General features: G+C 70.4%; 20 protein-coding genes and 1 riboswitch. Of the genes, 7 read left to right on the top strand and 13 right to left on the bottom strand.

Annotated elements, in window-relative coordinates; genetic code table 11:
• Window positions 1-10 precede the first annotated feature (10 nt).
• Window positions 11-1,396: an NAD(P)H-quinone dehydrogenase gene (locus ABEA62_RS02120; protein ID WP_286213895.1), complete on the bottom strand. Its 1,386-nt coding sequence runs from the start codon at window positions 1,394-1,396 to the stop codon at window positions 11-13.
• Window positions 1,397-1,470: 74 nt separating this feature from the next.
• Between ABEA62_RS02120 and ABEA62_RS02125 the strand changes: the two genes are divergently transcribed.
• Window positions 1,471-2,268, top strand: coding sequence for a purine-nucleoside phosphorylase (locus ABEA62_RS02125; protein ID WP_286213896.1), 798 nt, complete (start codon window positions 1,471-1,473; stop codon window positions 2,266-2,268).
• A complete protein-coding gene (locus tag ABEA62_RS02130; RefSeq protein WP_345378334.1) occupies window positions 2,268-3,998 on the top strand; it encodes a phospho-sugar mutase in 1,731 nt (576 codons plus the stop codon). Before ABEA62_RS02125 ends, ABEA62_RS02130 begins: the two co-directional genes overlap by 1 nt.
• Before the next feature lie 309 nt (window positions 3,999-4,307).
• Here the strand turns inward: ABEA62_RS02130 and deoC are convergent, their stop codons facing one another.
• Window positions 4,308-4,979 carry a deoxyribose-phosphate aldolase gene (gene deoC, locus ABEA62_RS02135; protein WP_286213897.1) on the bottom strand — a complete coding sequence of 224 codons (672 nt, stop codon included), beginning with the start codon at window positions 4,977-4,979 and terminating at the stop codon, window positions 4,308-4,310.
• Between the two features lie 76 nt (window positions 4,980-5,055).
• Window positions 5,056-5,120, top strand: a riboswitch (guanidine-III (ykkC-III) riboswitch).
• Between the two features lie 11 nt (window positions 5,121-5,131).
• Here deoC and ABEA62_RS02140 point away from each other — a divergent pair.
• Complete coding sequence (locus ABEA62_RS02140; protein ID WP_286213898.1) at window positions 5,132-5,446, top strand: DMT family transporter; 315 nt, start codon at window positions 5,132-5,134, stop codon at window positions 5,444-5,446.
• Between the two features lie 20 nt (window positions 5,447-5,466).
• On the opposite strand, the gene ABEA62_RS02145 is transcribed toward ABEA62_RS02140, so the two are convergent.
• The 9 genes from ABEA62_RS02145 to ABEA62_RS02185 form a co-directional block, all read right to left on the bottom strand.
• Entirely contained in the window at window positions 5,467-6,537 is a 1,071-nt protein-coding gene (locus ABEA62_RS02145) for an adenosine deaminase (RefSeq protein WP_345378337.1), read from the bottom strand.
• 9 nt (window positions 6,538-6,546) lie between these two features.
• On the bottom strand, window positions 6,547-7,560 hold the full coding sequence (locus ABEA62_RS02150; RefSeq protein ID WP_286213899.1) for a hypothetical protein: 1,014 nt from the start codon (window positions 7,558-7,560) through the stop codon (window positions 6,547-6,549).
• Window positions 7,561-8,874 (bottom strand): thymidine phosphorylase, encoded by a 1,314-nt coding sequence (locus ABEA62_RS02155; RefSeq protein ID WP_345378339.1) that lies wholly within the window; start codon window positions 8,872-8,874, stop codon window positions 7,561-7,563.
• Entirely contained in the window at window positions 8,874-9,269 is a 396-nt protein-coding gene (locus ABEA62_RS02160) for a cytidine deaminase (protein WP_286213900.1), read from the bottom strand. The genes ABEA62_RS02155 and ABEA62_RS02160 overlap by 1 nt, the downstream gene beginning before the upstream one ends.
• Window positions 9,270-9,272: 3 nt before the next feature.
• Window positions 9,273-10,583, bottom strand: coding sequence for an ABC transporter permease (locus ABEA62_RS02165; RefSeq protein ID WP_286213901.1), 1,311 nt, complete (start codon window positions 10,581-10,583; stop codon window positions 9,273-9,275).
• A complete protein-coding gene (locus ABEA62_RS02170; RefSeq protein WP_286213902.1) occupies window positions 10,580-11,791 on the bottom strand; it encodes an ABC transporter permease in 1,212 nt (403 codons plus the stop codon). Before ABEA62_RS02170 ends, ABEA62_RS02165 begins: the two co-directional genes overlap by 4 nt.
• A complete protein-coding gene (locus ABEA62_RS02175; RefSeq protein WP_286213904.1) occupies window positions 11,788-13,302 on the bottom strand; it encodes an ABC transporter ATP-binding protein in 1,515 nt (504 codons plus the stop codon). The genes ABEA62_RS02170 and ABEA62_RS02175 overlap by 4 nt, the downstream gene beginning before the upstream one ends.
• Window positions 13,303-13,418: 116 nt before the next feature.
• Window positions 13,419-14,486 carry a BMP family lipoprotein gene (locus ABEA62_RS02180; RefSeq protein ID WP_286213906.1) on the bottom strand — a complete coding sequence of 356 codons (1,068 nt, stop codon included), beginning with the start codon at window positions 14,484-14,486 and terminating at the stop codon, window positions 13,419-13,421.
• 119 nt (window positions 14,487-14,605) lie between these two features.
• Window positions 14,606-15,715: a mannose-1-phosphate guanylyltransferase gene (locus ABEA62_RS02185; protein WP_345378344.1), complete on the bottom strand. Its 1,110-nt coding sequence runs from the start codon at window positions 15,713-15,715 to the stop codon at window positions 14,606-14,608.
• Window positions 15,716-15,805: 90 nt separating this feature from the next.
• Between ABEA62_RS02185 and sdhC the strand changes: the two genes are divergently transcribed.
• The 4 genes from sdhC to ABEA62_RS02205 are packed head-to-tail and all read left to right on the top strand — an operon-like array spanning window position 15,806 to window position 19,158.
• Window positions 15,806-16,141: a succinate dehydrogenase, cytochrome b556 subunit gene (sdhC, locus tag ABEA62_RS02190; RefSeq protein WP_425557957.1), complete on the top strand. Its 336-nt coding sequence runs from the start codon at window positions 15,806-15,808 to the stop codon at window positions 16,139-16,141.
• Entirely contained in the window at window positions 16,141-16,626 is a 486-nt protein-coding gene (locus ABEA62_RS02195; protein ID WP_345378346.1) for a succinate dehydrogenase hydrophobic membrane anchor subunit, read from the top strand. The genes sdhC and ABEA62_RS02195 overlap by 1 nt, the downstream gene beginning before the upstream one ends.
• Window positions 16,623-18,392 carry a succinate dehydrogenase flavoprotein subunit gene (sdhA, locus tag ABEA62_RS02200; protein ID WP_286213910.1) on the top strand — a complete coding sequence of 590 codons (1,770 nt, stop codon included), beginning with the start codon at window positions 16,623-16,625 and terminating at the stop codon, window positions 18,390-18,392. The genes ABEA62_RS02195 and sdhA overlap by 4 nt, the downstream gene beginning before the upstream one ends.
• A 1-nt stretch (window position 18,393) precedes the next feature.
• Window positions 18,394-19,158 (top strand): succinate dehydrogenase iron-sulfur subunit, encoded by a 765-nt coding sequence (locus ABEA62_RS02205; protein ID WP_286213911.1) that lies wholly within the window; start codon window positions 18,394-18,396, stop codon window positions 19,156-19,158.
• A gap of 92 nt (window positions 19,159-19,250) precedes the next feature.
• On the opposite strand, the gene ABEA62_RS02210 is transcribed toward ABEA62_RS02205, so the two are convergent.
• Complete coding sequence (locus ABEA62_RS02210) at window positions 19,251-20,153, bottom strand: YihY/virulence factor BrkB family protein (protein ID WP_286213912.1); 903 nt, start codon at window positions 20,151-20,153, stop codon at window positions 19,251-19,253.
• Window positions 20,154-20,160: 7 nt separating this feature from the next.
• A complete protein-coding gene (trpS, locus tag ABEA62_RS02215; RefSeq protein WP_286213913.1) occupies window positions 20,161-21,168 on the bottom strand; it encodes a tryptophan--tRNA ligase in 1,008 nt (335 codons plus the stop codon).
• Window positions 21,169-21,217 lie beyond the last annotated feature (49 nt).

The following is a 21,217-nucleotide window of genomic DNA, read 5'->3' on the forward strand; positions in this document are numbered from 1 at the left end:
TCCGCGCCCGCTACTCCACGGCGGTGACGCGGTGGAGGCGACGTGCCGCCTCCGACACGGTGCCCGTGAGCGACGGGTAGACCGTGAACGCGCTCGCGACGGCGTCGACCGTGAGGTGCTGCGCCACCGCGAGTGACAGCGGGAAGATGTGCTCGCTCGCGCGAGGGCCCACGACCACGGCACCGAAGACCTGGCCCGTGATGGTGTGGCCGAAGACCTTGACGAAGCCCTCGTCGATGCCGAGCATCTTGGCGCGCGGGTTGCCCTTGAGGTCCAGCCGGGACACCTCGTAGAAGATGCCCCGCTCCTTGAGCTCCTGCTCGCTCGCCCCCACCGACGCGATCTCGGGCACCGTGAAGACGTTCGAGGCGACCAGGTTGAGGTCGATCGGCGTGACGGCATCGCCGAGCGCATGCGCCATCGCGATGCGTCCCTGCGTCGCCGCGACCGAGGCCAGCGGCAGCACGCCCGTGCAGTCGCCCGCGGCGTACACGCCCCTCGCAGTGGTGCGGCTCACGCGGTCGACCTTGATGAGGCCGCGGGAGTCGACCTCGACGCCCGCCTCGGCGAGGCCCAGGTCCTCGGTGTTGGGCACCGACCCCACGGCCATGAGCGCATGGCTGCCCTCGAGCACGCGGCCGTCCTCGAGCGAGACCTCGACGCCGGCTCCCGTGTTGCGCACGGTCGACGCGCGGCCACCCACGACCGTCATGCCGCGGTCGCGGAACACCTGGTTGAGGTGCGCCGAGGCCTCGGGGTCCTCGTGGGGCAGGAGCCTGTCGCCCGACGCGACGAGCGTCACGTCGCTGCCGAGGAGGCCGTATGCCCCCGCGAACTCAGCGCCCGTGACTCCCGAGCCGACCACGATCAGCCGCTCGGGCACCTCGGTAAGGTCGTACAGCTGCGTCCACGTGAGCACGCGCTCGCCGTCGGGCTCACAGCCCGCCACGACGCGAGGACGCGCGCCCACGGCCAGCAGGACGGCATCGGCGTCCAGGGCATCGTCCCCGACCTCGACCCGCTGCGGCCCGGCGAGCCGCGCGCGGCCCTCGATCACCCGCACGCCGTCGCGCTCGAGCCGCGCCGCGATGTCGGAAGACTGCTTGCGCACCAGGGTCTTGATGCGCGCGTTGACGCACTCCATGTCGACGGTGAGCGACTCGGTGAGATCGCCGCCGTCGGGGCGACGGATGCCGAGTTCGGGGGCACGGCCCGCGATGGTGAGCCACTCCGCGGTGGCGATCACGGTTTTCGAGGGGACAACGTCGGTGAGGACGGCATTTCCGCCGAGACCCTGGCGCTCGACGAGCGTCACCTGGGCCCCTGCCTTGGCGGCCACCAGGGCCGCCTCATAGCCGCCCGGACCGCCGCCAACAATCACGACGCGAGGGGACATGCCTCCATTCTTACCGCTTCGCACGCCGGTCGCGGACCCCACCGTCGCCCGCCGCCGGGACTAGGCTCGTCAGCATGACTACCGCCACCGAATTCGCCGCGGAGGCCGCGGCCACGCTCGCCGCCGCGACCGGCGTCGACACGCACGACATCGCCCTGGTCCTGGGCTCCGGATGGGGCGGCGCGGCCGACCTCATCGGCGAGGAGGCGGGCCGCGTGGACGCCGCCGACATCCCCGGCTTCGACGCCCACACCGTCCCCGGACACCACCCGATCTTCCGTTCGCTCATCACGCCGAACGGCAAGCGCGTGCTGGTGCTCGGTGCGCGGCAGCACTACTACCAGGTGCGCGATGCGGGCAAGGTCGCGCACGCGATCCGCATGGCCGCCGCCGCGGGCTGCACCCAGCTGGTGCTCACGAACGGGTGCGGCTCGACGCGACCCGAGGTGGGCCCCGGCTCCGTGGTCCTGCTCGAGGACCACCTCAACTTCACGGGCGCGACGCCGCTCGAGGGCGCGACCTTTGTCGACATGAGCCAGGTGTACTCGCCGCGGCTGCGCGACCTCGCGCGCGGGATCGACCCCGAACTGCCCGACGGCATCTACATCCAGTTCACTGGCCCGCAGTACGAAACCCCCGCCGAGGTCCGCATGGCGACCATCCTGGGCGCGAACCTCGTGGGCATGTCGACCGTGCTCGAAGCGATCGCGGCGCGCGAGGCGGGCATGGAGGTGCTGGGCCTCTCGCTCGTCACCAACCTGGCGGCCGGGATCGGCGGCGACACGCTCAACCACCAAGAGGTGCTCGACGCCGGCCAGGCGGCCGCGCCCCGCATCTCGGCCCTGCTCGCCTCGATCGTGAGGGACATGTGATGAGCGACGTCATCGCACGCGCCGAGGCCTGGCTGGTCGACGACCCCGACGACACCACGCGCGCGGAGCTCGCCGCCGTGGTCGAGGCGGCGAGCGACGGCTCCGACGACGCCCTCGCTGACCTCAGGGATCGCTTCGCGGGCTTCCTCGAGTTCGGCACCGCCGGGCTGCGCGGCAAGATCGGCGCCGGCCCGAACCGCATGAACCGTGCCGTCGTGATCCGCGCGGCCGCCGGGCTCGCGCGCTACCTCACGGACTCGCTGGGTGTGCAGGGCATCGAGGGGCCAGCGCGCGTGGCGATCGGCTACGACGCGCGCCACGGCAGCTACGACTTCGCTGTCGACACCGCGGCGGTCATGACCGCCGCGGGGCACGAGGCGCTGCTCCTGCCGCGCACGCTGCCCACGCCGGTGCTCGCGTTCGCGACCCGCTTCCTCGATGCCGATGCCGGGGTCATGGTGACCGCGTCGCACAACCCGCCGCAGGACAACGGCTACAAGGTCTACCTGGGCGGCCGCGTCGTGAGCGACGAGGGTCAGGGCGCGCAGATCGTGCCTCCGCACGATGCCGAGATCGCCTCGCGGATCGCGGACGTCGAGTCGGTCGCCTCGGTCGAGCGCGCGGATCGCGGCTGGACCGTGCTGGGCGAGGGCGTCATCGACGAGTACGTGACGCAGGTCGCCGCGCTCGTTCCCGAGGCCTCGGCAGGCGGCGACACCGCCGCGCGCCGGGCCGCCACGCGCATCGTCCTCACTCCCCTGCACGGGGTGGGCGGCGAGACGGTCGATCGCGTGCTGCGCGCCGCGGGCTTCGGCGACCTCCACACCGTGACGGAACAGGCCGAACCCGACCCCGACTTCCCCACCGTCGACTTCCCCAACCCCGAGGAGAAGGGGGCGATCGACCTCGCGCTCGAGCTCGCGCGGTCCGTGGGCGCGGACGTCGTGATCGCGAACGACCCCGACGCCGACCGCTGCGCGGTCGCGACGCTCATCGACGGCGAGTGGACGATGCTGCACGGCGACGTCGTGGGATCGCTGCTGGGCGAGCGCATCGCGGAGCACCGCGCGCTGCTGCGCATGGCGCCCGGCTCGCAGGTGCTGGCCAACTCGATCGTGTCCTCGCAGCAGCTGGGCGCGATCGCGAGCCGCCACGGCCTCGCGCACGCGAACACGCTCACGGGCTTCAAGTGGATCGGGCGCACGCCGCGCCTGGTGTTCGGCTACGAGGAGGCGCTCGGCTACTGCGTGGCGCCGCAGCTCGTACGCGACAAGGACGGCATCTCGGCGGCCCTGCTCATCGCGGACTTCGTGGCGGAGCTCAAGGCGAGCGGCCGCACGCTCGCCGATGCGATCGACGACCTCGCGCGGGCGTACGGCGTGTACCTCACGTCGCAGGTGTCGGCCCGCTACGCCGATCTCGCGGAGATCCCGGCGACCATGGCGCGGCTGATGGCGGCGCCGCCCGCGACCCTCGCGGGATCGGCCGTGGTCGCGACGGACGACATGTCGGCGGGCTTCCAGGGGCTTCCCCCGACCACGGGGCTTCACCTTGCGGCGGAGTCGGGCGCGCGCGTAATCGTGCGCCCGTCGGGCACCGAGCCCAAGGTGAAGGCCTACCTCGAGGTCATCGTGCCCGTCGAGGGCGACGATGTCGCCGCGGCTCGCACCACCGCGGCGGCCACCATGGATGAGCTGCGCGCGGACGTGACGGCGGCGCTGGGGATCTGAGCGAGGCGGGCGCGCGGGGCGCGCGGGGCGCACTGCAGCGGCGCCCCGCCTCCCCCGCCTCCCCCGGCTCCCCCGCCTCGCGCATAGCGTGGTGCGGAAATCCGGCCCGATCTCGGCTTCGCGCATCGCGTGGTGCGGTCGCGCAGGCGACCCGAGCACAGGCGACCACGCTGCAGCGAGGCGCGGCGGAATCGCACTAGCCGATGCGCGAGGCCCCGTTCCGCACCCAGAATCGCACTAGCCGATGCGCGAGGGGCGCCGGCCGCCCCGCCCGCGTCGGTACGGGATCAGTACAGGTGCCGTACGGGCTCAGTACGCGTCGGTCGACTCGGTCCCGTCGAGCACCGCGCGCGTGCCCGAGAGCCCCAGCCGGGTTGCTCCGGCCTCGATCATCGCGAGCGCGGTCGCCGCGTCACGGATGCCGCCCGAGGCCTTGATGCCCAGGCGACCGCCCACGGTCTGCGCCATGAGCTCGACCGCGTGCACCGAGGCGCCGCCAGCGGGGTGGAAGCCGGTCGACGTCTTCACGAAGTCCGCGCCCGCGGACTCCGAGGCGCGGCACGCCCCCACGATCGCGTCGTCGGTGAGCGCGGCGGACTCGATGATCACCTTGAGGATCTTGCCCTCGGGCACGGCGGCGCGCACCGCGGCCACGTCCGCCTCGACCGCGTCAAAGTCGCCTGCCAGGGCGGCGGCGATGTCGATCACCATGTCGACCTCGTCGGCGCCCTGCTCGATGCTCAGTGCCGCCTCGGCCGCCTTGACCGACGAGTGGTGCTTGCCCGAAGGGAAGCCGCAGACCGTCGCGACCGCGAGCCCCTCGGGCGTCTGAACCGGCAGCATCGACGGCGACACGCACACCGAGAACACGCCCAACTCGGCCCCCTCGGCGATGAGCGCCTCGACGTCGGCGGGGGTCGCCTCCGGCTTGAGAAGGGTGTGGTCGACGTAGCGGGCGAGCTCGGCGCGGGACAGGGTCATGACGTCTCCTGAGGGGGTCGGGTGTGCTGACACCAGCCTACGGCTTGCCACCCTCGCGGTCGCGTGCGACCCTGGATCGATGCCCCGATCGGGCACCGGACGATGAGCGACGTACCCGGCCACGCGACAAGACGACGCCACAGGAGTCACTCATGTCGTGGATCGTGCTGATCGTCTCGGGTGTGTTGGAGGCCGTCTGGGCCACCGCGCTGGGCCGCTCCGAGGGGTTCACCCGTCCCGTTCCCTCAGCGGTGTTCGTCGTCTCGCTCATCGCGAGCATGGCGGGGCTCGCGTATGCGCTCCGCGAGCTGCCCGTCGGCACCGCGTACGCGATCTGGGTGGGACTCGGCGCCGCACTCACCGTCGGCTATGCGATGGTGACGGGAGCCGAGCCCGCGAGCCTGCTGCGGATCGCGCTGATCCTCGGCATCGTGGCGTGCGTCGTGGGTCTCAAGCTGACCCACTGACGCGACGCCACGGGCCCGTGCTAAAGGTCGATCCCGTAGCCCTCGATGACGGACTCCGCGAGATCCGCGCGCTCGTCGTAGGGCAGGAACGCGCCCCACGCCGCGGCCAGGGTCGCCTCGAACAGGTCTTCCTTGGTCCAGCCGGCCTCGACGAGCACGCCGAACTCCGACGACATCGTCACGCCGGAGACCAGGCGGTTGTCCGTGTTGATGGTGACCGCGAAGCCGAGGTCGCGCAGCTCGTGCATGGGGTGATCCGCGATCGAGGGCGCCGCCCCAGTCTGGACGTTCGAGGTGGGACAGCACTCGAGCGGGATCTGCTGGTCGAGTGCGTGCTGAGCGATCACTCCATACGAGACCTCGTCCGTCCCGAAGCCGTCGATGTCCTCGTGAATCCGCACGCCGTGGCCGATGCGTCGCGCGGAGCCGAGCCCAAGCGCCTCGCCCACGGACGCGGCTCCGTCCGCCTCGCCCGCGTGGATGGTGACGGGCATGTGGTTCTCGCGCAGCAGCTGGAACGCCTCGCGGTGGTGCGCCGGGGGGAAACCGAGCTCGGGACCCGCGATGTCGAAGGCCACGCAGCAGCGACCGCGGTTGTCGAGCGCGAGCTGCGCGATCTCGAGCGAGCGGTCGAGGTGGCGCATCGCGTCGAGGATCGCGGCCGCGCGGATCGCGTGCCCCGCCTCGAGAGCCTCGGACACGCCGTCCTCGATGCCGTCCTGGACCGCCTCGACCACCTGCTGCAGCGTGAGCCCGCCCGCGACGTGCTGCTCGGGGGCGTAGCGAAGCTCGGCGTAGATCACGCCATCGGCGGCGAGGTCGACCACGGCCTCACGCGCGATCCGGCGCAGGTTGTCCGCCGACTGCATCACGGCGGTGGTGTGGGCGAAGGCCTCGAGGTAGCGCACCAGGTCACCCGCGTCGGCGTTGTCGGAGAAGATGCGGGCCAGCTCGTCCGGGTCGGTCGAGGGAAGCTCGTGGCCGATCTCGGCGGCGAGCTCGATGAGGGTCGACGGGCGCAGTCCGCCGTCGAGGTGGTCGTGGAGGACGACCTTGGGCAGGGCCAGGATCTCGTTCGGGGTGAGGGTCATGCGCCCAGGCTAGCCGCGACGGGCCGGCACCGGCAGGACGAGCCATGCGGCGCGCGTCCAGTTCCCCAGGGCGGGCAGACGGCCCGCGTCGGGGCGCAGGTCCGAGTCCGACAACGGCAGGACCGCGCCGGCGCCAGGCTCGTAGACCAGGAAGCCATCCCCCATGTCCGCAACGAGCAGCACCACGTGGCGCGGGATGACCGTGGCGAGACCGAGAGACGCGTCCCCGGAGGTGAACATCGGCACCGGGATGCCGTCCGCGAGCGCCCGCCTCGCGTGCGCGAGCAACGGCGCGAGCGCGGCGGGAGACGAGTCGTCGACCAGGCTGCCGCGGAACCGCAGCCCGGCAAAGCGCGTGCGGTCGTCGACCTTCCACGGCGGAGTGCCCAGCGATCGCGGCCACGCGACGGGCCCCAGCGCGCTCGCGGTGGTCTGCGCGTGCAGCACCCGCTGGAGCGCATGCCAGCGCTCCTCGATCGTGAGCGTCTCGAAGCCCTCCGCCTCCGCGTGCAACGCCTCGGGGGGCACGTAGGCGCCCAGGGATCGTCCCGTCGCGACCCACAGCGCCACGAACGGGTCACCCGTCATGAGCATGAGGCCCATGACCGCGGCGCCGCATGTGGTCTGGTCGACCTGGCGCGCACGCACTCCCGCCCACATCACCGCACCGTCACCCGCCCCCGCGGGATGAGCGACGATGCCGCGCGACTCGGGCGCGAGCGTCTCCCACACGCCGGCGAGGGCCGCGACGGCGGGGATCGGGGCGCCCGACGCGACGGCCCTGTCGAGCACCGCGGCATCGGCCCCCATCTGCTCGTGCGCGACGCCGAGCGCCTTCGCATCGGCGGGACTCGCGGCCTCCACGGCCCTCGAGAACGCGCGCGCGAAGAGGCCCTCCGGCGCCGCCCCATCGGCCGAACCGGCCGTGCCACCGGGGCCGTCGAGGTCCTCCGCGGGGCGCCGGGGCGTGATCCGCAGCAGCGCGCCTGCGCGCGCCGCCGCGGCCGTCACATTCCAGGCCATCTAGCGGGTGTGAGCGCCGACGGAGTCGAGGATGATCTCGCGCGTGACCGAACCACCGGGGGTGATGTCGAGAGTGCCCGCGCCGTCGCACGCCTCCGCGAGAGCGGCCAGCCCACGAGGCATGCGGTCCTCGGTCTCGGTGTGCAGCGTCATGATGACGTCGCCCGCCTTGACCTCGTCGCCCACGACCTTGTGCAGGAACACGCCCGCGGAGGCCTGCACGGGGTCCTCCTTGCGGGCCCGGCCCGCGCCCAGGCGCCACGCGGCGATGCCCACTCCCAGGGCGTCCATGCGCGTGATCACGCCGTCGCGCTCCGCCCGCACCTCCTCGACGTGCGGCGCGGCCGGCATCGTCGCGTCCGGGTCGCCTCCCTGCGCGGCGATCATCCGTCGCCAGGCGTCCATCGCGCGGCCGTCCCTCAGCGCGTCGGCGGGGTCGACGTCCGTGACCCCCGCGCCCACCAGCATCTCGCGAGCAAGCGCGAGCGTGAGCTCGACGACGTCAGCGGGTCCGCCGCCGGCGAGCACCTCGACGGACTCCGTCACCTCGAGGCCGTTGCCGATTCCGCGTCCCAGCGGCGTGGACATGTCCGTGAGGAGCGCGGACGTCACCACGCCCGCGTCGGTGCCCAGGTCGACCATGGTGCGCGCGAGTTCGAGCGCCTGCGCGCGGTCCTTCATGAACGCGCCCGTGCCCACCTTGACGTCGAGCACCAGCACGCCGGTGCCCTCGGCGATCTTCTTGGACATGATGGACGATGCGATGAGCGGGATGGCCTCGACCGTTCCGGTGACATCGCGCAGCGCATAGAGCTTCTTGTCGGCCGGCGCGAGGCCCGAGCCCGCGGCGCAGATGACCGCGCCGACGTCCTCGAGCTGGCGCAGCATCTCGTCGTTGGACAACGCGGCGCGCCAGCCGGGGATCGACTCGAGCTTGTCGAGCGTGCCGCCGGTGTGGCCGAGCCCGCGGCCCGACAACTGCGGCACCGCGACGCCGCACGCGGCCACGAGCGGCGCGAGCGGAAGCGTGATCTTGTCGCCCACGCCACCCGTCGAATGCTTGTCCGCGGTGGGTCGCGACAGCGAAGAAAAGTCGAGCCGCTCCCCCGTGTTGATCATCGCCTGGGTCCATCGCGCGATCTCCGCGCGGCTCATGCCACGCTGCAGGATCGCCATCGCGAGGGAGCTCATCTGCTCGTCCGCGACCACGCCGCGCGTGTACGCGTCGACGACCCAGTCGATCTGGTCGTCGGTCAGGGTGCCGCCGTCTCGCTTGACGCGAATGACGTCGACGGCGTCGTGGCGCTCGGCCATCAGTGCTCCTCGAGGTGTTGGGGCCCGAAGGCCCACGGAAGAAGGTCGTCCAGCGTGAGGGTGCCGTCAGGGCCGTCGATCAGCAGCCCGGGGCCGCCGAACTCGTACAGCAACTGCCTGCACCGCCCGCAGGGCTGCAGCGGCGCACCCGCGGCGTCGACGCACGCGAACGCGATCAGCCTGCTGCCCAGCGCGTCCGTGTGCAGCTTCGACACGAGTGCGCATTCGGCGCACAGCGTGAGCCCGTAGCTCGCGTTCTCGACGTTCGCGCCCGTGACGATCTCGCCGGTGTCGGTGAGGGCCGCCGCCCCCACCTTGAACGTCGAGTACGGCACGTACGCGCGCGCATTCGCCTCGCGCGCCTTGGCACGGAGGAGGTCCCAGTCGATATCCATGGCCTACTTCTTGTACGGCTTGCCCTCGGCGGCAGGCGGGCGAGCGTGGCCCACGAGTCCGGCGACGGCGAAGATGGTCGCGAGGTACGGCAACATCGCGAGGAACTGCGACGGGATCGCGGTGCCGACGATGCCGAACTGCTCGCGCAGCGAGTCGGCGAAGCCGAAGAGCAGGGCGGCGGCGAGCGCCCCCTTGGGGCTCCACCGGCCCAGGATCATCGCGGCCAGCGCGATGAATCCCTTGCCGCCCGTCATCTCCTTGCCGAACGCGAGGCCGTTCGCGACGGTGAAGAACGCACCACCCAGTCCGGCGATCGCGCCGCCCAGGATGGTGTTGCGCACGCGCGTGCGGTTGACCTTGATGCCCACGGTGTCCGCGGCACGCGGGTGCTCGCCGACGGCGCGCACGCGCAGACCCCAGCGCGACTTGAACAGCATGATGTGCAGCACGATCACGATGACGTACATGAGGTACACCAGCGCGTTCGAATTGAACAGCACGGGCCCGATGATCGGGATCTGGTGGAGCAGCGGGATGGGCAGTCGCGGCAGGCCGATGGCCTGGTTGAGTTCGGTGTTCTCGCGCAGGAGGGTGCCGAAGAGGAAGTTCGTCACGCCGATCACGAGCACGTTGAGCACGACGCCGACCACGATCTGGTCGACCCAGTAGCGGACGGCGAACAGCGACAGCGCGGCGCCCACGAGGGCGCCGGCGAGAGGCGCGGCGATGAGTCCCGCGTACGCGCCCAGCTCCCGCGAGCCTGAGGCGTTCGACACGTAGCCCGTCACGACCGCCGCGAGGAAGGCGCCGGCGAGCAGCTGACCCTCGATCGCGATGTTGATGATGCCCGAGCGCTCGCACAGGGTGCCGGCGAGAGAGCCGAACACGAGCGGAGTGGCCAGGAACACGGAGCCGATCAGCAGGCCCGTGATCTGCATCGACGTGCCCTCCTTGCCCGCACCGGCCCACGTGAGGAGCGCGGTGATCACGGCAAAGCCGAACCCGACGTAGAGGTACCACGGGATGGTGCGACGGTTCCATGCGAGCCAGAACGCCACGCCCGACAGCGCGAGTGCGACGACCGACAGCAGGATCGCCGTCGGCTGGGACGGCACGGTCCACGTGGAGATCTGGAAGAAGTCAGTGGACCGCGCCACCGCGAAGGTGGTCTCCTCGCCCGACGAGGTTCCGAAGCCCAGGAACAGCAGGGACAGCAGGCCCACGGCACCCAGCGTGATCGGCGCGCGCAGCTTGCGCGCCAGGACGGGGACGGCGGGTGCGGCCGCGATGGGCTCGGCAACAGTGGTGGTCACGCCGCCACCTCCTTGACGTTCGTCGGGGTCGGGAGCCTGAAGAGGAATCTCACGAGCGGCGGGGCCGCGATGAACAGCACGATGAGCGACTGGATGACGAGCACGATGTCCACCGGCAGGCCCGCCTGGACCTGCAGCGCGGGGCCAGAGGCCCGCAGCCCGCCGAACAGGATCGCCGCCATCACGGTGCCCACGGGACGCGAGCGTCCCAGCAGCGCGACGGTGATCGCGTCGAAGCCGAACGAGGCGGCGACATCGGTCGTCAGCGACTTCTCGGTGCCGAGGATCTGCGCGGAGCCTGCGAGACCCGCGAGGGCACCCGCGAGGGTCATCACCAGGATGTACGCCTTGGCGACGCTCATGCCCGCCGTGCGCGCCGCGGACGGGTTGGCACCCACCGCGCGGAACTGGAAGCCCAGCGTCGACCGCTCCATGAGCCACCACACGCCCGCAGCGGCCGCGAGCGCGATCAGGAAGCCCAGGTGAAGCGGGAACTGCTCGCCGAGGATCAGCGGATACTCCGCGGTCTCGTGAATGAGCGGCGACTGCGGGTTGTCCGAGCCGGGGCGCTGGAATGCATCCTTGGTGAGCAGGAACGCCACCAGGTTGAGCGCGATGTAGTTGAGCATGATGGTCGTGATGACCTCATGCGCACCGGTGCGCGCCTTGAGGATGCCGGGGATGAAGCCCCACAGCGCGCCACCCACGACGCAGCCGATCACCGCAACCAGCAAGTGGAGTCCCGCGGGGAGCTCCCACGTCCAGCCGATGAAGCCACCCAGCGTCGCGCCGATCACGATCTGTCCCTGCGCGCCGATGTTGAACAGGCCCGCACGGAAGCCGATGCCGAGGCCGAGTCCCGCGAAGATCAGCGGGGTGGCCACGGTGAGGGTCTGCGTGAAGGGCTTGATCTGCGCCGCGAAGCTGTTGCCGTTCGAGTTGAACACCGCTCCCTGGAACATCGCCTGGTACGCGCCCACGACCGCATCGCCGATGGCAGCGAACGTGTCGCCCGGCCGCGAGAAGAAGTAGACGGCGGCCTCGCGCACCTCCGCCGAGGCGATCACGATGAGCACGCTGCCGAGGATGAGCGAGGCGACAATCGCGAGGATGACGACGAGCGTCTGGCTCTCGACGATCTCCTTGAGCATTCCGCGCGCGTCGCGGTCCTTCTCCGGCGTGGCCGGAGCCTCCGTCGTGGCGCTCACGCGGCCTCCTCCTCCAGTGCGCCGGCCATCATGAGGCCGAGCGTGTCGCGGTCGGTGTCGGGCGAGACGATGCCGACGATCTTGCCGTGGTACATGACCGCAATGCGGTCGGCGAGCGCGACGACCTCGTCGAGCTCCGCGCTCACGATGATCACCGCGGCGCCTGCGTCGCGCTCCGCGACGATCCGCTTGTGGACGAACTCGATCGAGCCGACGTCGAGGCCGCGCGTGGGGTTCGACGCGATGAGCAGCTTGAGCTGGCGCGAGAGCTCGCGCGCGAGCACCACCTTCTGCTGATTGCCTCCCGACAGCGAGCCCGCGGTCTGGTCGATCGACGTGGCACGCACGTCGAACTGCTCGACGTGCTTGCGTGCCTCGTCAGCAATGACTCCGGGCTGCAGCGCGATGCCCTTGGCGTACGGCGGCCGGTCGTGCAGGTCGAGGATGAGGTTGTTCGCGATGGTCATCGTCGCGACGATTCCGTCCTCGGTGCGGTCCTCGGGCACGAACCCGATCCCGGCGTGGAGCACGTCCTTGATCGGCCGGCCCGTAATGACCTCGCCGTCGAGGCGCGCGATGCCCGCCTCGGGCTTGACCACCCCGAGCAGGGCCTCCGTGAGCTCCGTCTGGCCGTTGCCCTGGACGCCGGCGATCGCGAGGATCTCGCCCGCCTTGACGTCGAAGGACACGCCAGCGAGCTGCACCACGCCGGCCTCGTCGATGACGGTGAGGCCGTCGACCTCCAGCATCGTCTCGCCGGGTGTGGCGTCGGTCTTGTCCACGCGCATCGTGACGGCGCGCCCGACCATGAGCGAGGCCAGCTCCTCCTGCGAGGCGGTGGGCTCGGCGGTGCCGACCACCTTGCCGCGGCGGATCACCGTGATGGTGTCGGCGACGGCCTTCACCTCGCGCAGCTTGTGGGTGATGAGGACCACCGCGGTGCCGGCGTCGCGCAGCTGACGCACGATGCCGAGAAGCTCGTCGGTCTCCTGCGGGGTGAGCACGGCGGTGGGCTCATCGAGGATGAGCACCTGCGCGTCGCGCGACAGTGCCTTGATGATCTCGACGCGCTGCTGCGCACCCACGGGCAGGTCCTCGATGACCGCGTCGGGGTCCACGTTGAAGTTGAAGCGCTCGGAGATCTCGCGCACCTTGGCGCGCGCCGCATCGATGTCGAGCAGTTTCGCGGGCCCGCGCACGTCCTCGTGACCGAGCATGACGTTCTCGGCCACGGTAAAGGGGTGCACGAGCATGAAGTGCTGGTGCACCATGCCGATTCCCGCGGCCATGGCGTCTCCCGGTCCGGCGAAGGCGACGGGCTCGTCGTTGAGCAGCACCTCGCCCTCGTCGGCGTCGTACAGGCCAAACAGCACGTTCATGAGCGTCGACTTGCCGGCGCCGTTCTCGCCGAGCAGCGCGTGCACGGAGCCCGGCTCGACCAGGAGGTCGATCTTGTCGTTCGCGGTGAAGTCACCGAACCTCTTGGTGATGCCACGGAGCTCGAGTTTCACGGGCGTCCTTCCACGTCTTTGATGGTGTGTTTCAGAGCGTACTCCGGGGGGGACGAGCCGGGGGGCGCGCCACGGGGCTACCCGTGACGCGCCCCCCGGGCCGTCGTCAATCGCGACTAGGAGGTCGCGATCGACCCGTCGATGATGCCCGCCGTGATGGTCTCGAGCTCGGCGAGAACGTCCTCGCTCACGACCGAGGCGGTGGTGCCGAGGCCGACACCCTCGTTCTCGAGCGTGCCGAAGTAGGCCTCGGCCGAGAAGCCGGCGCCCACCGCAGCCTCGTTGACCACGTCGTGGACCGCGGGGCCCATGTTCTTCATGATCGAGGTGAGGATGATGTCGCTGTACTCGGGCGCGGTGAGCGTCCAGTCGGAGTCGACACCGATGATCCAGGTGTCACCGGCCGCCTGCGCGGCGGCGGCGGCGCCGAGGCCCACGGGGCCCGCGACAGGGAGGATGATGTCCGCACCCTGGTCGATGAAGCCCTGCGTGAGGTTCTGGCCCTTGGTGGCGTCCTCGAAGTCACCGGTGAACGAGCCGTCGGTGCCGTCCCAGCCGAGCACCGTGACGTCGCCGCCGGTGGTCTCGTTGAAGTAGTTAACGCCGCGGTAGAAGCCGTCCATGAAGACAGTGACCGGCGGGATGTTGATGCCGCCGAAGGTCGCCACGGTGCCGGTCGCGGTGGTGGCCGCTGCGGCGTAGCCCGCGAGGAACGCGGCCTCGTTGGTGCTGAAGAGGATCGGCTTGACGTTGTCGACCGGCTCGTCGAACGCGTTGTCAATCATCGCGAAGTTGGTGTCGGGGTTCGCGGCGGCCGCAGCGGCGGTCGCGTCACCCAGGAGGAAGCCCACCGTGACGATCAGGTCGCAGCCGTCGGCCACGAGCGCGTCGATGTTCGGGCCGTACTCGTTGCCGTCCTGCGACTCAACGGTGTTGTACTCCAGGCCGAGCTCCTCGGAGATCGACACCAGGCCCTCGTAGCCGGCCTGGTTGAACGACTTGTCGTCGAAGCCGCCCGCGTCCGAGACCATGCAGGGGCGGTAGTCGACGGTCTCCACGGGCGTCTCGCCGCCGGCCGTGGCGGAGGACGAAGCAGCGGGCTCCTCCTCGGGCGCCGAGGCGCAGGCAGCCAGCACGAGCGCCGACACGGCGGTCAGCGCGCCCACACGGATGATGTTCTTCATCAGGTGTTTCCCTCTCTTCTGCCCGGCGGTCGCCGGGCTGGGTGTAAGCGTTATCGTACGCGCGGTTGTGTTACGCGGGACGGCGCCGATGTTGCGTCCAGGCAACGATTGGGTATCGTTCACGCCGTTTCGAGCGAGGCGGACGCGTCCTTCACGCGCTGGGCCGCGGACCGCACCGTGACCAGCAGGGCCTCGTCCGACTCGACCACCACGGCATCGTCCACCCCCACGATCACCACGGGCTTGGTGCCCCCCACGACGAGCGCCCCCGCGGCGCCCACGGCGCCGACGGGCGCGGTGCGGTGGATGCTCACGGCGGTTCCCGCGACGCCCGAGAGCTCCGCGAGCGAGTCGAAGTCGCCCACGTCGTGCCACTCGAAGGTCGCGGGCACCACGGCCACGCCGCCCGCGGCCGCCACGGGTTCGGCGATCGCGTGGTCGATCGCGATGCGGGTCAGCGTGGGCCACACGCGCGCGAGCACCTCGGCGCGAGCGGGCCCGTCCCACGCGGCGGCGATCTCCCTCACCCCTGCCGCGAGCGCGGGCTGCAGCCGGTCGAGGTGGCCCAGCAGGGCATCGGTCCTCACGACGAACATCCCCGCGTTCCACGCGAAGCCGCCGCGCGCGAGCATTCCCGCCGCGGTCTCGGCGTCGGGCTTCTCCGTGAACGCGACCACATGGCGCGCCGCGCCGGTGAGCGCCTCTCCCATCTCGATGTAGCCGAAGGCGGTCGAGGGCTCGGTGGGCTCGATACCGATCACGACGACCTTGCCCTCGCGCGCGACCTCGACCGCCCGCGCGACCGTCGCACGAAAGGACGCGGCGTCGGGGATGAGGTGGTCCGCCGCGAAGGATCCGATGACCCGCGGCCCCCACCGATGCTCGACCACCGCCGCCGCGAGCGCGATCGCGGCCATCGAGTCGCGCGGGCTGGGCTCGGTGAGCAGGTCCTCGCGGGGCAGGTCGAGCTGGCCGGCCACGGCGTCGACGTGCCGCTCCCCCGTCACCACCAGCACCCGGCTCGACAGCGGGCGCACGCGCGCGACCGTGTCCTGAATGAGGGTCGCCCCCGTGCCCAGCAGATCGAGCAGGAACTTGGGCCGGTGAGGCTGTGACAGCGGCCACAGCCGCGAGCCCACTCCCCCCGCGGGGATCACGATGACGAGGTCGTCGATCTCGGTCGCCGACGGAGTCTCGCCGGACGCTGGCGCGCTGTGCTCGGAGGTCATGGGGACCACATTAGGATGAGCGACATACCCGGTTGAGTTCGAAGGAGAACCGTGTCCCCCACGACAACGCTCTATCGAGGCCATGAAGGCATGTGGATGTGGGTCGTCCATCGCGTGACGGGCGTCGCCATCTTCTTCTTCCTGCTTGTCCACGTGTTGGACACGGCCCTTGTCCGGGTGTCGCCCGAGGCCTACAACGAGGTCATCGGCAGCTACAAGACCCCGATCTACGGGCTCGTCGAGGCGGGGCTGGTCGCGGCCATCCTGCTGCACGCGTTCAACGGACTGCGCATCATCGCGGTCGACCACTCGACGTGGGCGCTGCGCCACCAGAAGCAGCTCGTGTGGGCCGTGTGGGTGCTGTTCGCGATCCTCATGGTGCCGTTCCTCGTCCGCCACCTCGGACACGTCTTCGGGGGTGCCTGATGACCACCGCACAGCCGGCACAGCCCGCCCCCCGCGCGCCGCGCCTCAAGGAGCCCCAGGTCCGCTCGGGCCGCCTTCGCCCCGGCGCGGAGCAGTGGTCGTGGCGCTTCATGCGCCTGTCGGGGCCCCTTCTCGTGGTCCTGATCCTCACGCACCTCTTCATCAACCTCATGACGGGCGACGGGGTCAACCAGATCGACTTCGCGTTCGTCGCGGGCAAGTGGGCCGCACCGCTGTGGAAGATCTGGGACCTCACGATGCTGGTGCTCGCGATGCTGCACGGCGGCAACGGCATGCGCCTGCTCATCAACGACTACGCGCAGCGCCCGTGGATGAAGAAGCTCCTGCACGGCGCGCTCGGGGTGGCGGTCATCGGCATCATCGTCCTCGGTAGCCTGGTCATCTTCACGTTCGACCCGTGCCCGACTGGGACGGATCCCGAACTCCTGAACATCGAACTCTGCAAGGAACTTGGACGGCTATGACCCACCACGAGTACGACGTCGTCATCGTCGGCGCCGGCGGCGCCGGCATGCGAGCCGCCCTGGAGAGCTCTCAGCGGGCCCGCACCGCGGTGCTCACCAAGCTCTACCCCACGCGCTCGCACACCGGAGCGGCTCAGGGCGGCATGGCCGCGGCCCTTGCCAACGTCGAGGACGACTCGGCCGAGTGGCACGTGTTCGACACGATCAAGGGTGGCGACTACCTGGTGGACCAGGACGCCGCGGAGATCCTGTGCAACGAGGCGATCGACGCGGTGCTCGACCTCGAGAAGATGGGCCTGCCCTTCAACCGCACGCCCGACGGCAAGGTGGACCAGCGCCGCTTCGGCGGTCACACCCGCAACCATGGCGAGGCCGCCGTGCGGCGCGCGTGCTACTCCGCCGACCGCACGGGCCACATGATCCTGCAGACGCTCTACCAGCAGTGCATCAAGCAGGAGGTCGAGTTCTTCAACGAGTACTACGTGCTCGACCTCATCCTCGACGGCGACCCTCAGCAGGCCGGCCCCGGCGAGGAGGTCGCGGTGGCGGGCGTGGTCGCTCTCGAGCTGTCGACGGGCGAGGTGCACACCTTCCGCGCGAAGTCCGTGATCTTCGCGACCGGCGGCGCAGGCAAGATCTTCAAGACGACGTCGAACGCGCACACGCTCACGGGCGACGGCATGGGCATCGCGCTCACCGCCGGGCTCCCGCTCGAGGACATGGAGTTCTTCCAGTTCCACCCGACGGGCCTCGCGGGCCTGGGCATCCTGCTGTCCGAGGCCGCGCGCGGCGAGGGCGGAATCCTGCGCAACTCCGAGGGCGAGCGCTTCATGGAGCGCTACGCCCCCACCATCAAGGACCTCGCGCCGCGCGACATGGTCGCGCGTGCGATGGCCAACGAGGTTCGCGAGGGCCGCGGCGCGGGTCCCCACAAGGACTACGTATTGCTCGATCTCACGCACCTCGAGCCCGCCCACATCGACGAGAAGCTCCCTGATATCACCGAGTTCGCGCGCACCTACCTGGGCGTCGAGCCGTACACCGAGCCGGTGCCGGTCTACCCCACCGCGCACTACGCGATGGGTGGCATCCCCACCACGGTGAAGGGCGAGGTGCTGCGCAACAACACCGACGTCGTCAAGGGCCTCTACGCCGCCGGGGAATGCGCGTGCGTGTCCGTCCACGGCGCCAACCGGCTGGGCACCAACTCGCTGCTCGACATCAACGTGTTCGGCCGCCGCGCGGGAATCGCCGCCGCCGAGTACGCGGCCTCCGTGGAGGCCGCCCCCGTCTTGCGGGACGATGCCGCGGCCAGGGTCGAGGGCATCGTCACCCGTCTCTTGGGGACCGTGGGCGGCGAGGGCACCGCGCGCGTGGCCGACGTCCGCAAGGCCCTCCAGGAGACCATGGACCGCAACGTCCAGGTGTTCCGCGACGCGGCCTCGCTCGAGGAGGCGCGCGGCGTGGTCGCCGAGCTCAAGAAGCGCTACGAGTCCGTCGCGATCCACGACCGCGGGCGCCGCTTCAACACGGACCTGCTCGAGGCGATCGAGCTGGGCTTCCTGCTCGAGATCGCCGAGGTCGTGGTCGAGGGTGCGCTCGCTCGCGAGGAGTCCCGCGGCGGCCACTACCGCGAGGACTTCCCCACGCGCGACGACGAGCGCTTCCTCCACCACACGATGGCCTATGCGACGCCCGACGGTGTGCGGCTCGACACCAAGCCCGTGGTGATCACCAAGTACCAGCCCATGGAGAGGAAGTACTGACATGACGGCGACTGTCGAGACCCCCGCCGTGGGCGAGGTCGCGTCCATTCAGGTGAAGCTCCGGATCCTGCGGTCGAACCCCGAGGGCACCGCGGACCATGCGCCGGGAGAGGCATACTGGCAGGAGTTCGAGATCGAGGCGCACGCCACCGACCGCGTGCTCGACGCCCTCCACAAGATCAAGTGGGAGCAGGACGGCTCGCTCGCGTTCCGTCGCTCGTGCGCGCACGGCGTGTGCGGATCCGACGCGATGCGTATCAACGCGCGCAACCGCCTGGCATGCAAGACGCTACTCAAGGACCTCAACCCGGCCAAGCCCATCATCGTCGAGCCCATCAAGGGCCTGCCGGTCGAGAAGGACCTGATCGTCGACATGGAGCCGTTCTTCGCCTCCTACCGCGAGATCATGCCGTTCCTCATGACCACGGGCAACGCGCCCACGCGCGAGCGGCTGCAGTCCCCCGAGGAGCGCCAGCGCTTCGACGACACGACCAAGTGCATCATGTGTGCCGCGTGCACCACGTCGTGCCCGGTGTTCTGGACCGATGGCCAGTACTTCGGCCCCCAGGCGATCGTCGGCGCGCATCGGTTCATCTTCGACTCTCGCGACGAGGGTCAGTGGGACCGCCTCGAGATCCTCAACGACAAGGCCGGCGTGTGGAAGTGCCGCACGGCGTTCAACTGCACCGAGGCCTGCCCGCGCGGCATCGAGGTGACCAAGGCGATCTCCGAGGTCAAGAAGGCGCTCACGACCGGCGAGATCTAAGCACTGCCCGCGCCGTGCGGGAACCGCGCGACACCGGTCGCGAAAGGTGTGACGTGCGACAGGGGTACGGCAGGTCAGGACGTCGCGGCGGGTCAGGATGTCGCCTGCGACTCCTCGCGTGTGCCGAGCCACGCCGCACCCATGAGCACGATCCTCGCCACGAAGTCCGCAAAGATCATGATCGACACGAGCGCGGCGAACGAGCCCAGCACGGGATTGTCAGCCACGCCGCCGACCACATAAGACACACCCAGTCGCAGCGTCCCGATCGCGACCGCCGTCGCCGCGAGCGTCCACAGGAGGGGCCTGCGCGGTCCCTCATAGCGACCCAACACCACGATCGCGAGCGCCACGAAGGCGGCGTCGAGTAGCACCCCCACGAACAGCGCCGGCCCGCGCACGATCCACTCCGACACGAGCTCGATCGACACGAGGTCCGCGAGCGCCTCCGCGAACCGCGACGCAAGCACCTGCAGCGCGAAGCCGAGCACCACGACCACGAACAGCGAGAACAGCGCGATAAGGTCGCGCACCTTGCCCTGGACGGGGCCCGCGAGGTCCCCGCCGAGCATCGCCCTCACGCCCAGGCGCATGCCCCCCAGGTAGCGCGTCGCGGTATTGAGAAGCAGCAACAGGCCCACGACTCCCACGATTCCCGTGATGGTCTGCGGGCGGATCGCGGAGGGATCCACGAGGGCGTCCTCGCCCGTGCCGACCACTCCGGGCAGCACTCCGTCGATGAACGAGTAGAAGGCCTCGTTCCACGCGCGGTTGTTCTGCACCAGGTAGCTGGACGCGGTGACGCCGATCACGAGCGCGGCGGCGATCGAGGTCAGCGAGAAGTACGCGATGCCCCCCGCGAGGACCATGCCGTTGCGGTCCTTCATGCGCTCGAGCGTGCGTCCCGCGTGGCTCGCGTCAAAGCGCTCTTTGAGCGCCTTGCCGCGTGCGACGAGGGTGCCCGCCTTGTCCTTGAGGTCGGTACCGCTCGTCATGCTCCCCCTATCGATGCAGCGGAGGCAGCAGCCCCAGCCGGTCGTAGATCCGGTCCAGCGTGGCCTGGGCGATGGTCGATGCCTTCGCGGCGCCCTGGGCCAGCACCCCGTCCAACCGCTCGGGGGACTCGATCCATTCCATCGCGGCGTCGTGGAACGGCGTGAGGTACGCGACGACGACGTCGGCGAGGTCGACCTTGAGGTGTCCGTACATGCGGCCCTCGTACTCCGCGACCAGGCCGTCGACATCACGACCCGTGAGCGCGGAGTAGATCGTCAGCAGGTTCGACACACCGGGCTTGGCCTCGCGGTCGAAGCGGATCACGGAGTCGAGGTCGGTGACGGCCGACTTGATGTTCTTGGCGACCTTCTTCGGGTCGTCGAGCATCTCGATGATGCCCTTGGGATTGCCGGTCGACTTCGACATCTTCTTGACCGGGTCCTGCAGGTCGTAGATCTTGGCCGTCTCCTTGACGATGTGCGCCTCGGGCACCATGACCGTTCCCTCGCCGAACCGCCCGTTGATGCGCTGCGCGAGGTCGCGCGACAGCTCGAGGTGCTGGCGCTGGTCCTCCCCCACCGGCACCACGTCGGTGTCGTACAGCAGGATGTCGGCGGCCATGAGGATCGGGTAGGTGAACAGGCCCACGTTCGCGCCGGACTCGCCCGTCTTCTGCGCCTTGTCCTTGAACTGGGTCATGCGCGACGCCTCGCCCATGCCCGTGAAGGTGCTGAGGATCCAGGAGAGCTCCGCGTGCTGCGGCACGTGGGACTGCACAAAGCACAGGGAGCGCTCCGGATCCACACCGGCCGCGAGGTACTGGGCCGCGGTGCGGCGCGTCCGCGACCGCAGCAGCTCCGGCTCGGGCGCCTGGGTGAGCGCGTGCAGATCGACCACGGAGTAGATGGCGTCGTGGGTGTCCTGGAGCTTGACCCACTCGACCAGCGCGCCCAGGTAGTTGCCAAGGTGGAGGGAGTCGGAGGTCGGCTGCATGGCCGAGAACACGCGGGTCATGCGCCCATTGTTCCAAAGAACGGGAGCGGCTCGGACCGCCCCGCCCGCA

This window comes from Demequina sediminis, from assembly GCF_039545075.1.
GTDB classification, from domain to species: domain Bacteria; phylum Actinomycetota; class Actinomycetes; order Actinomycetales; family Demequinaceae; genus Demequina; species Demequina sediminis.

Excerpts from the sequence above, each read along its gene's own strand:
- ABEA62_RS02120 (WP_286213895.1), bottom strand. The coding sequence starts at position 1,396 with ATGTCCCCTCGCGTCGTGATTGTTGGCGGCGGTCCGGGCGGCTATGAG.
- ABEA62_RS02125 (WP_286213896.1), top strand. The coding sequence starts at position 1,471 with ATGACTACCGCCACCGAATTCGCCGCGGAGGCCGCGGCCACGCTCGCC.
- ABEA62_RS02130 (WP_345378334.1), top strand. The coding sequence starts at position 2,268 with ATGAGCGACGTCATCGCACGCGCCGAGGCCTGGCTGGTCGACGACCCC.
- deoC (WP_286213897.1), bottom strand. The coding sequence starts at position 4,979 with ATGACCCTGTCCCGCGCCGAGCTCGCCCGCTACGTCGACCACACCCTT.
- ABEA62_RS02140 (WP_286213898.1), top strand. The coding sequence starts at position 5,132 with ATGTCGTGGATCGTGCTGATCGTCTCGGGTGTGTTGGAGGCCGTCTGG.
- ABEA62_RS02145 (WP_345378337.1), bottom strand. The coding sequence starts at position 6,537 with ATGACCCTCACCCCGAACGAGATCCTGGCCCTGCCCAAGGTCGTCCTC.
- ABEA62_RS02150 (WP_286213899.1), bottom strand. The coding sequence starts at position 7,560 with ATGGCCTGGAATGTGACGGCCGCGGCGGCGCGCGCAGGCGCGCTGCTG.
- ABEA62_RS02155 (WP_345378339.1), bottom strand. The coding sequence starts at position 8,874 with ATGGCCGAGCGCCACGACGCCGTCGACGTCATTCGCGTCAAGCGAGAC.
- ABEA62_RS02160 (WP_286213900.1), bottom strand. The coding sequence starts at position 9,269 with ATGGATATCGACTGGGACCTCCTCCGTGCCAAGGCGCGCGAGGCGAAT.
- ABEA62_RS02180 (WP_286213906.1), bottom strand. The coding sequence starts at position 14,486 with ATGAAGAACATCATCCGTGTGGGCGCGCTGACCGCCGTGTCGGCGCTC.
- ABEA62_RS02185 (WP_345378344.1), bottom strand. The coding sequence starts at position 15,715 with ATGACCTCCGAGCACAGCGCGCCAGCGTCCGGCGAGACTCCGTCGGCG.
- sdhC (WP_425557957.1), top strand. The coding sequence starts at position 15,806 with ATGTGGATGTGGGTCGTCCATCGCGTGACGGGCGTCGCCATCTTCTTC.
- ABEA62_RS02195 (WP_345378346.1), top strand. The coding sequence starts at position 16,141 with ATGACCACCGCACAGCCGGCACAGCCCGCCCCCCGCGCGCCGCGCCTC.
- sdhA (WP_286213910.1), top strand. The coding sequence starts at position 16,623 with ATGACCCACCACGAGTACGACGTCGTCATCGTCGGCGCCGGCGGCGCC.
- ABEA62_RS02205 (WP_286213911.1), top strand. The coding sequence starts at position 18,394 with ATGACGGCGACTGTCGAGACCCCCGCCGTGGGCGAGGTCGCGTCCATT.
- ABEA62_RS02210 (WP_286213912.1), bottom strand. The coding sequence starts at position 20,153 with ATGACGAGCGGTACCGACCTCAAGGACAAGGCGGGCACCCTCGTCGCA.
- trpS (WP_286213913.1), bottom strand. The coding sequence starts at position 21,168 with ATGACCCGCGTGTTCTCGGCCATGCAGCCGACCTCCGACTCCCTCCAC.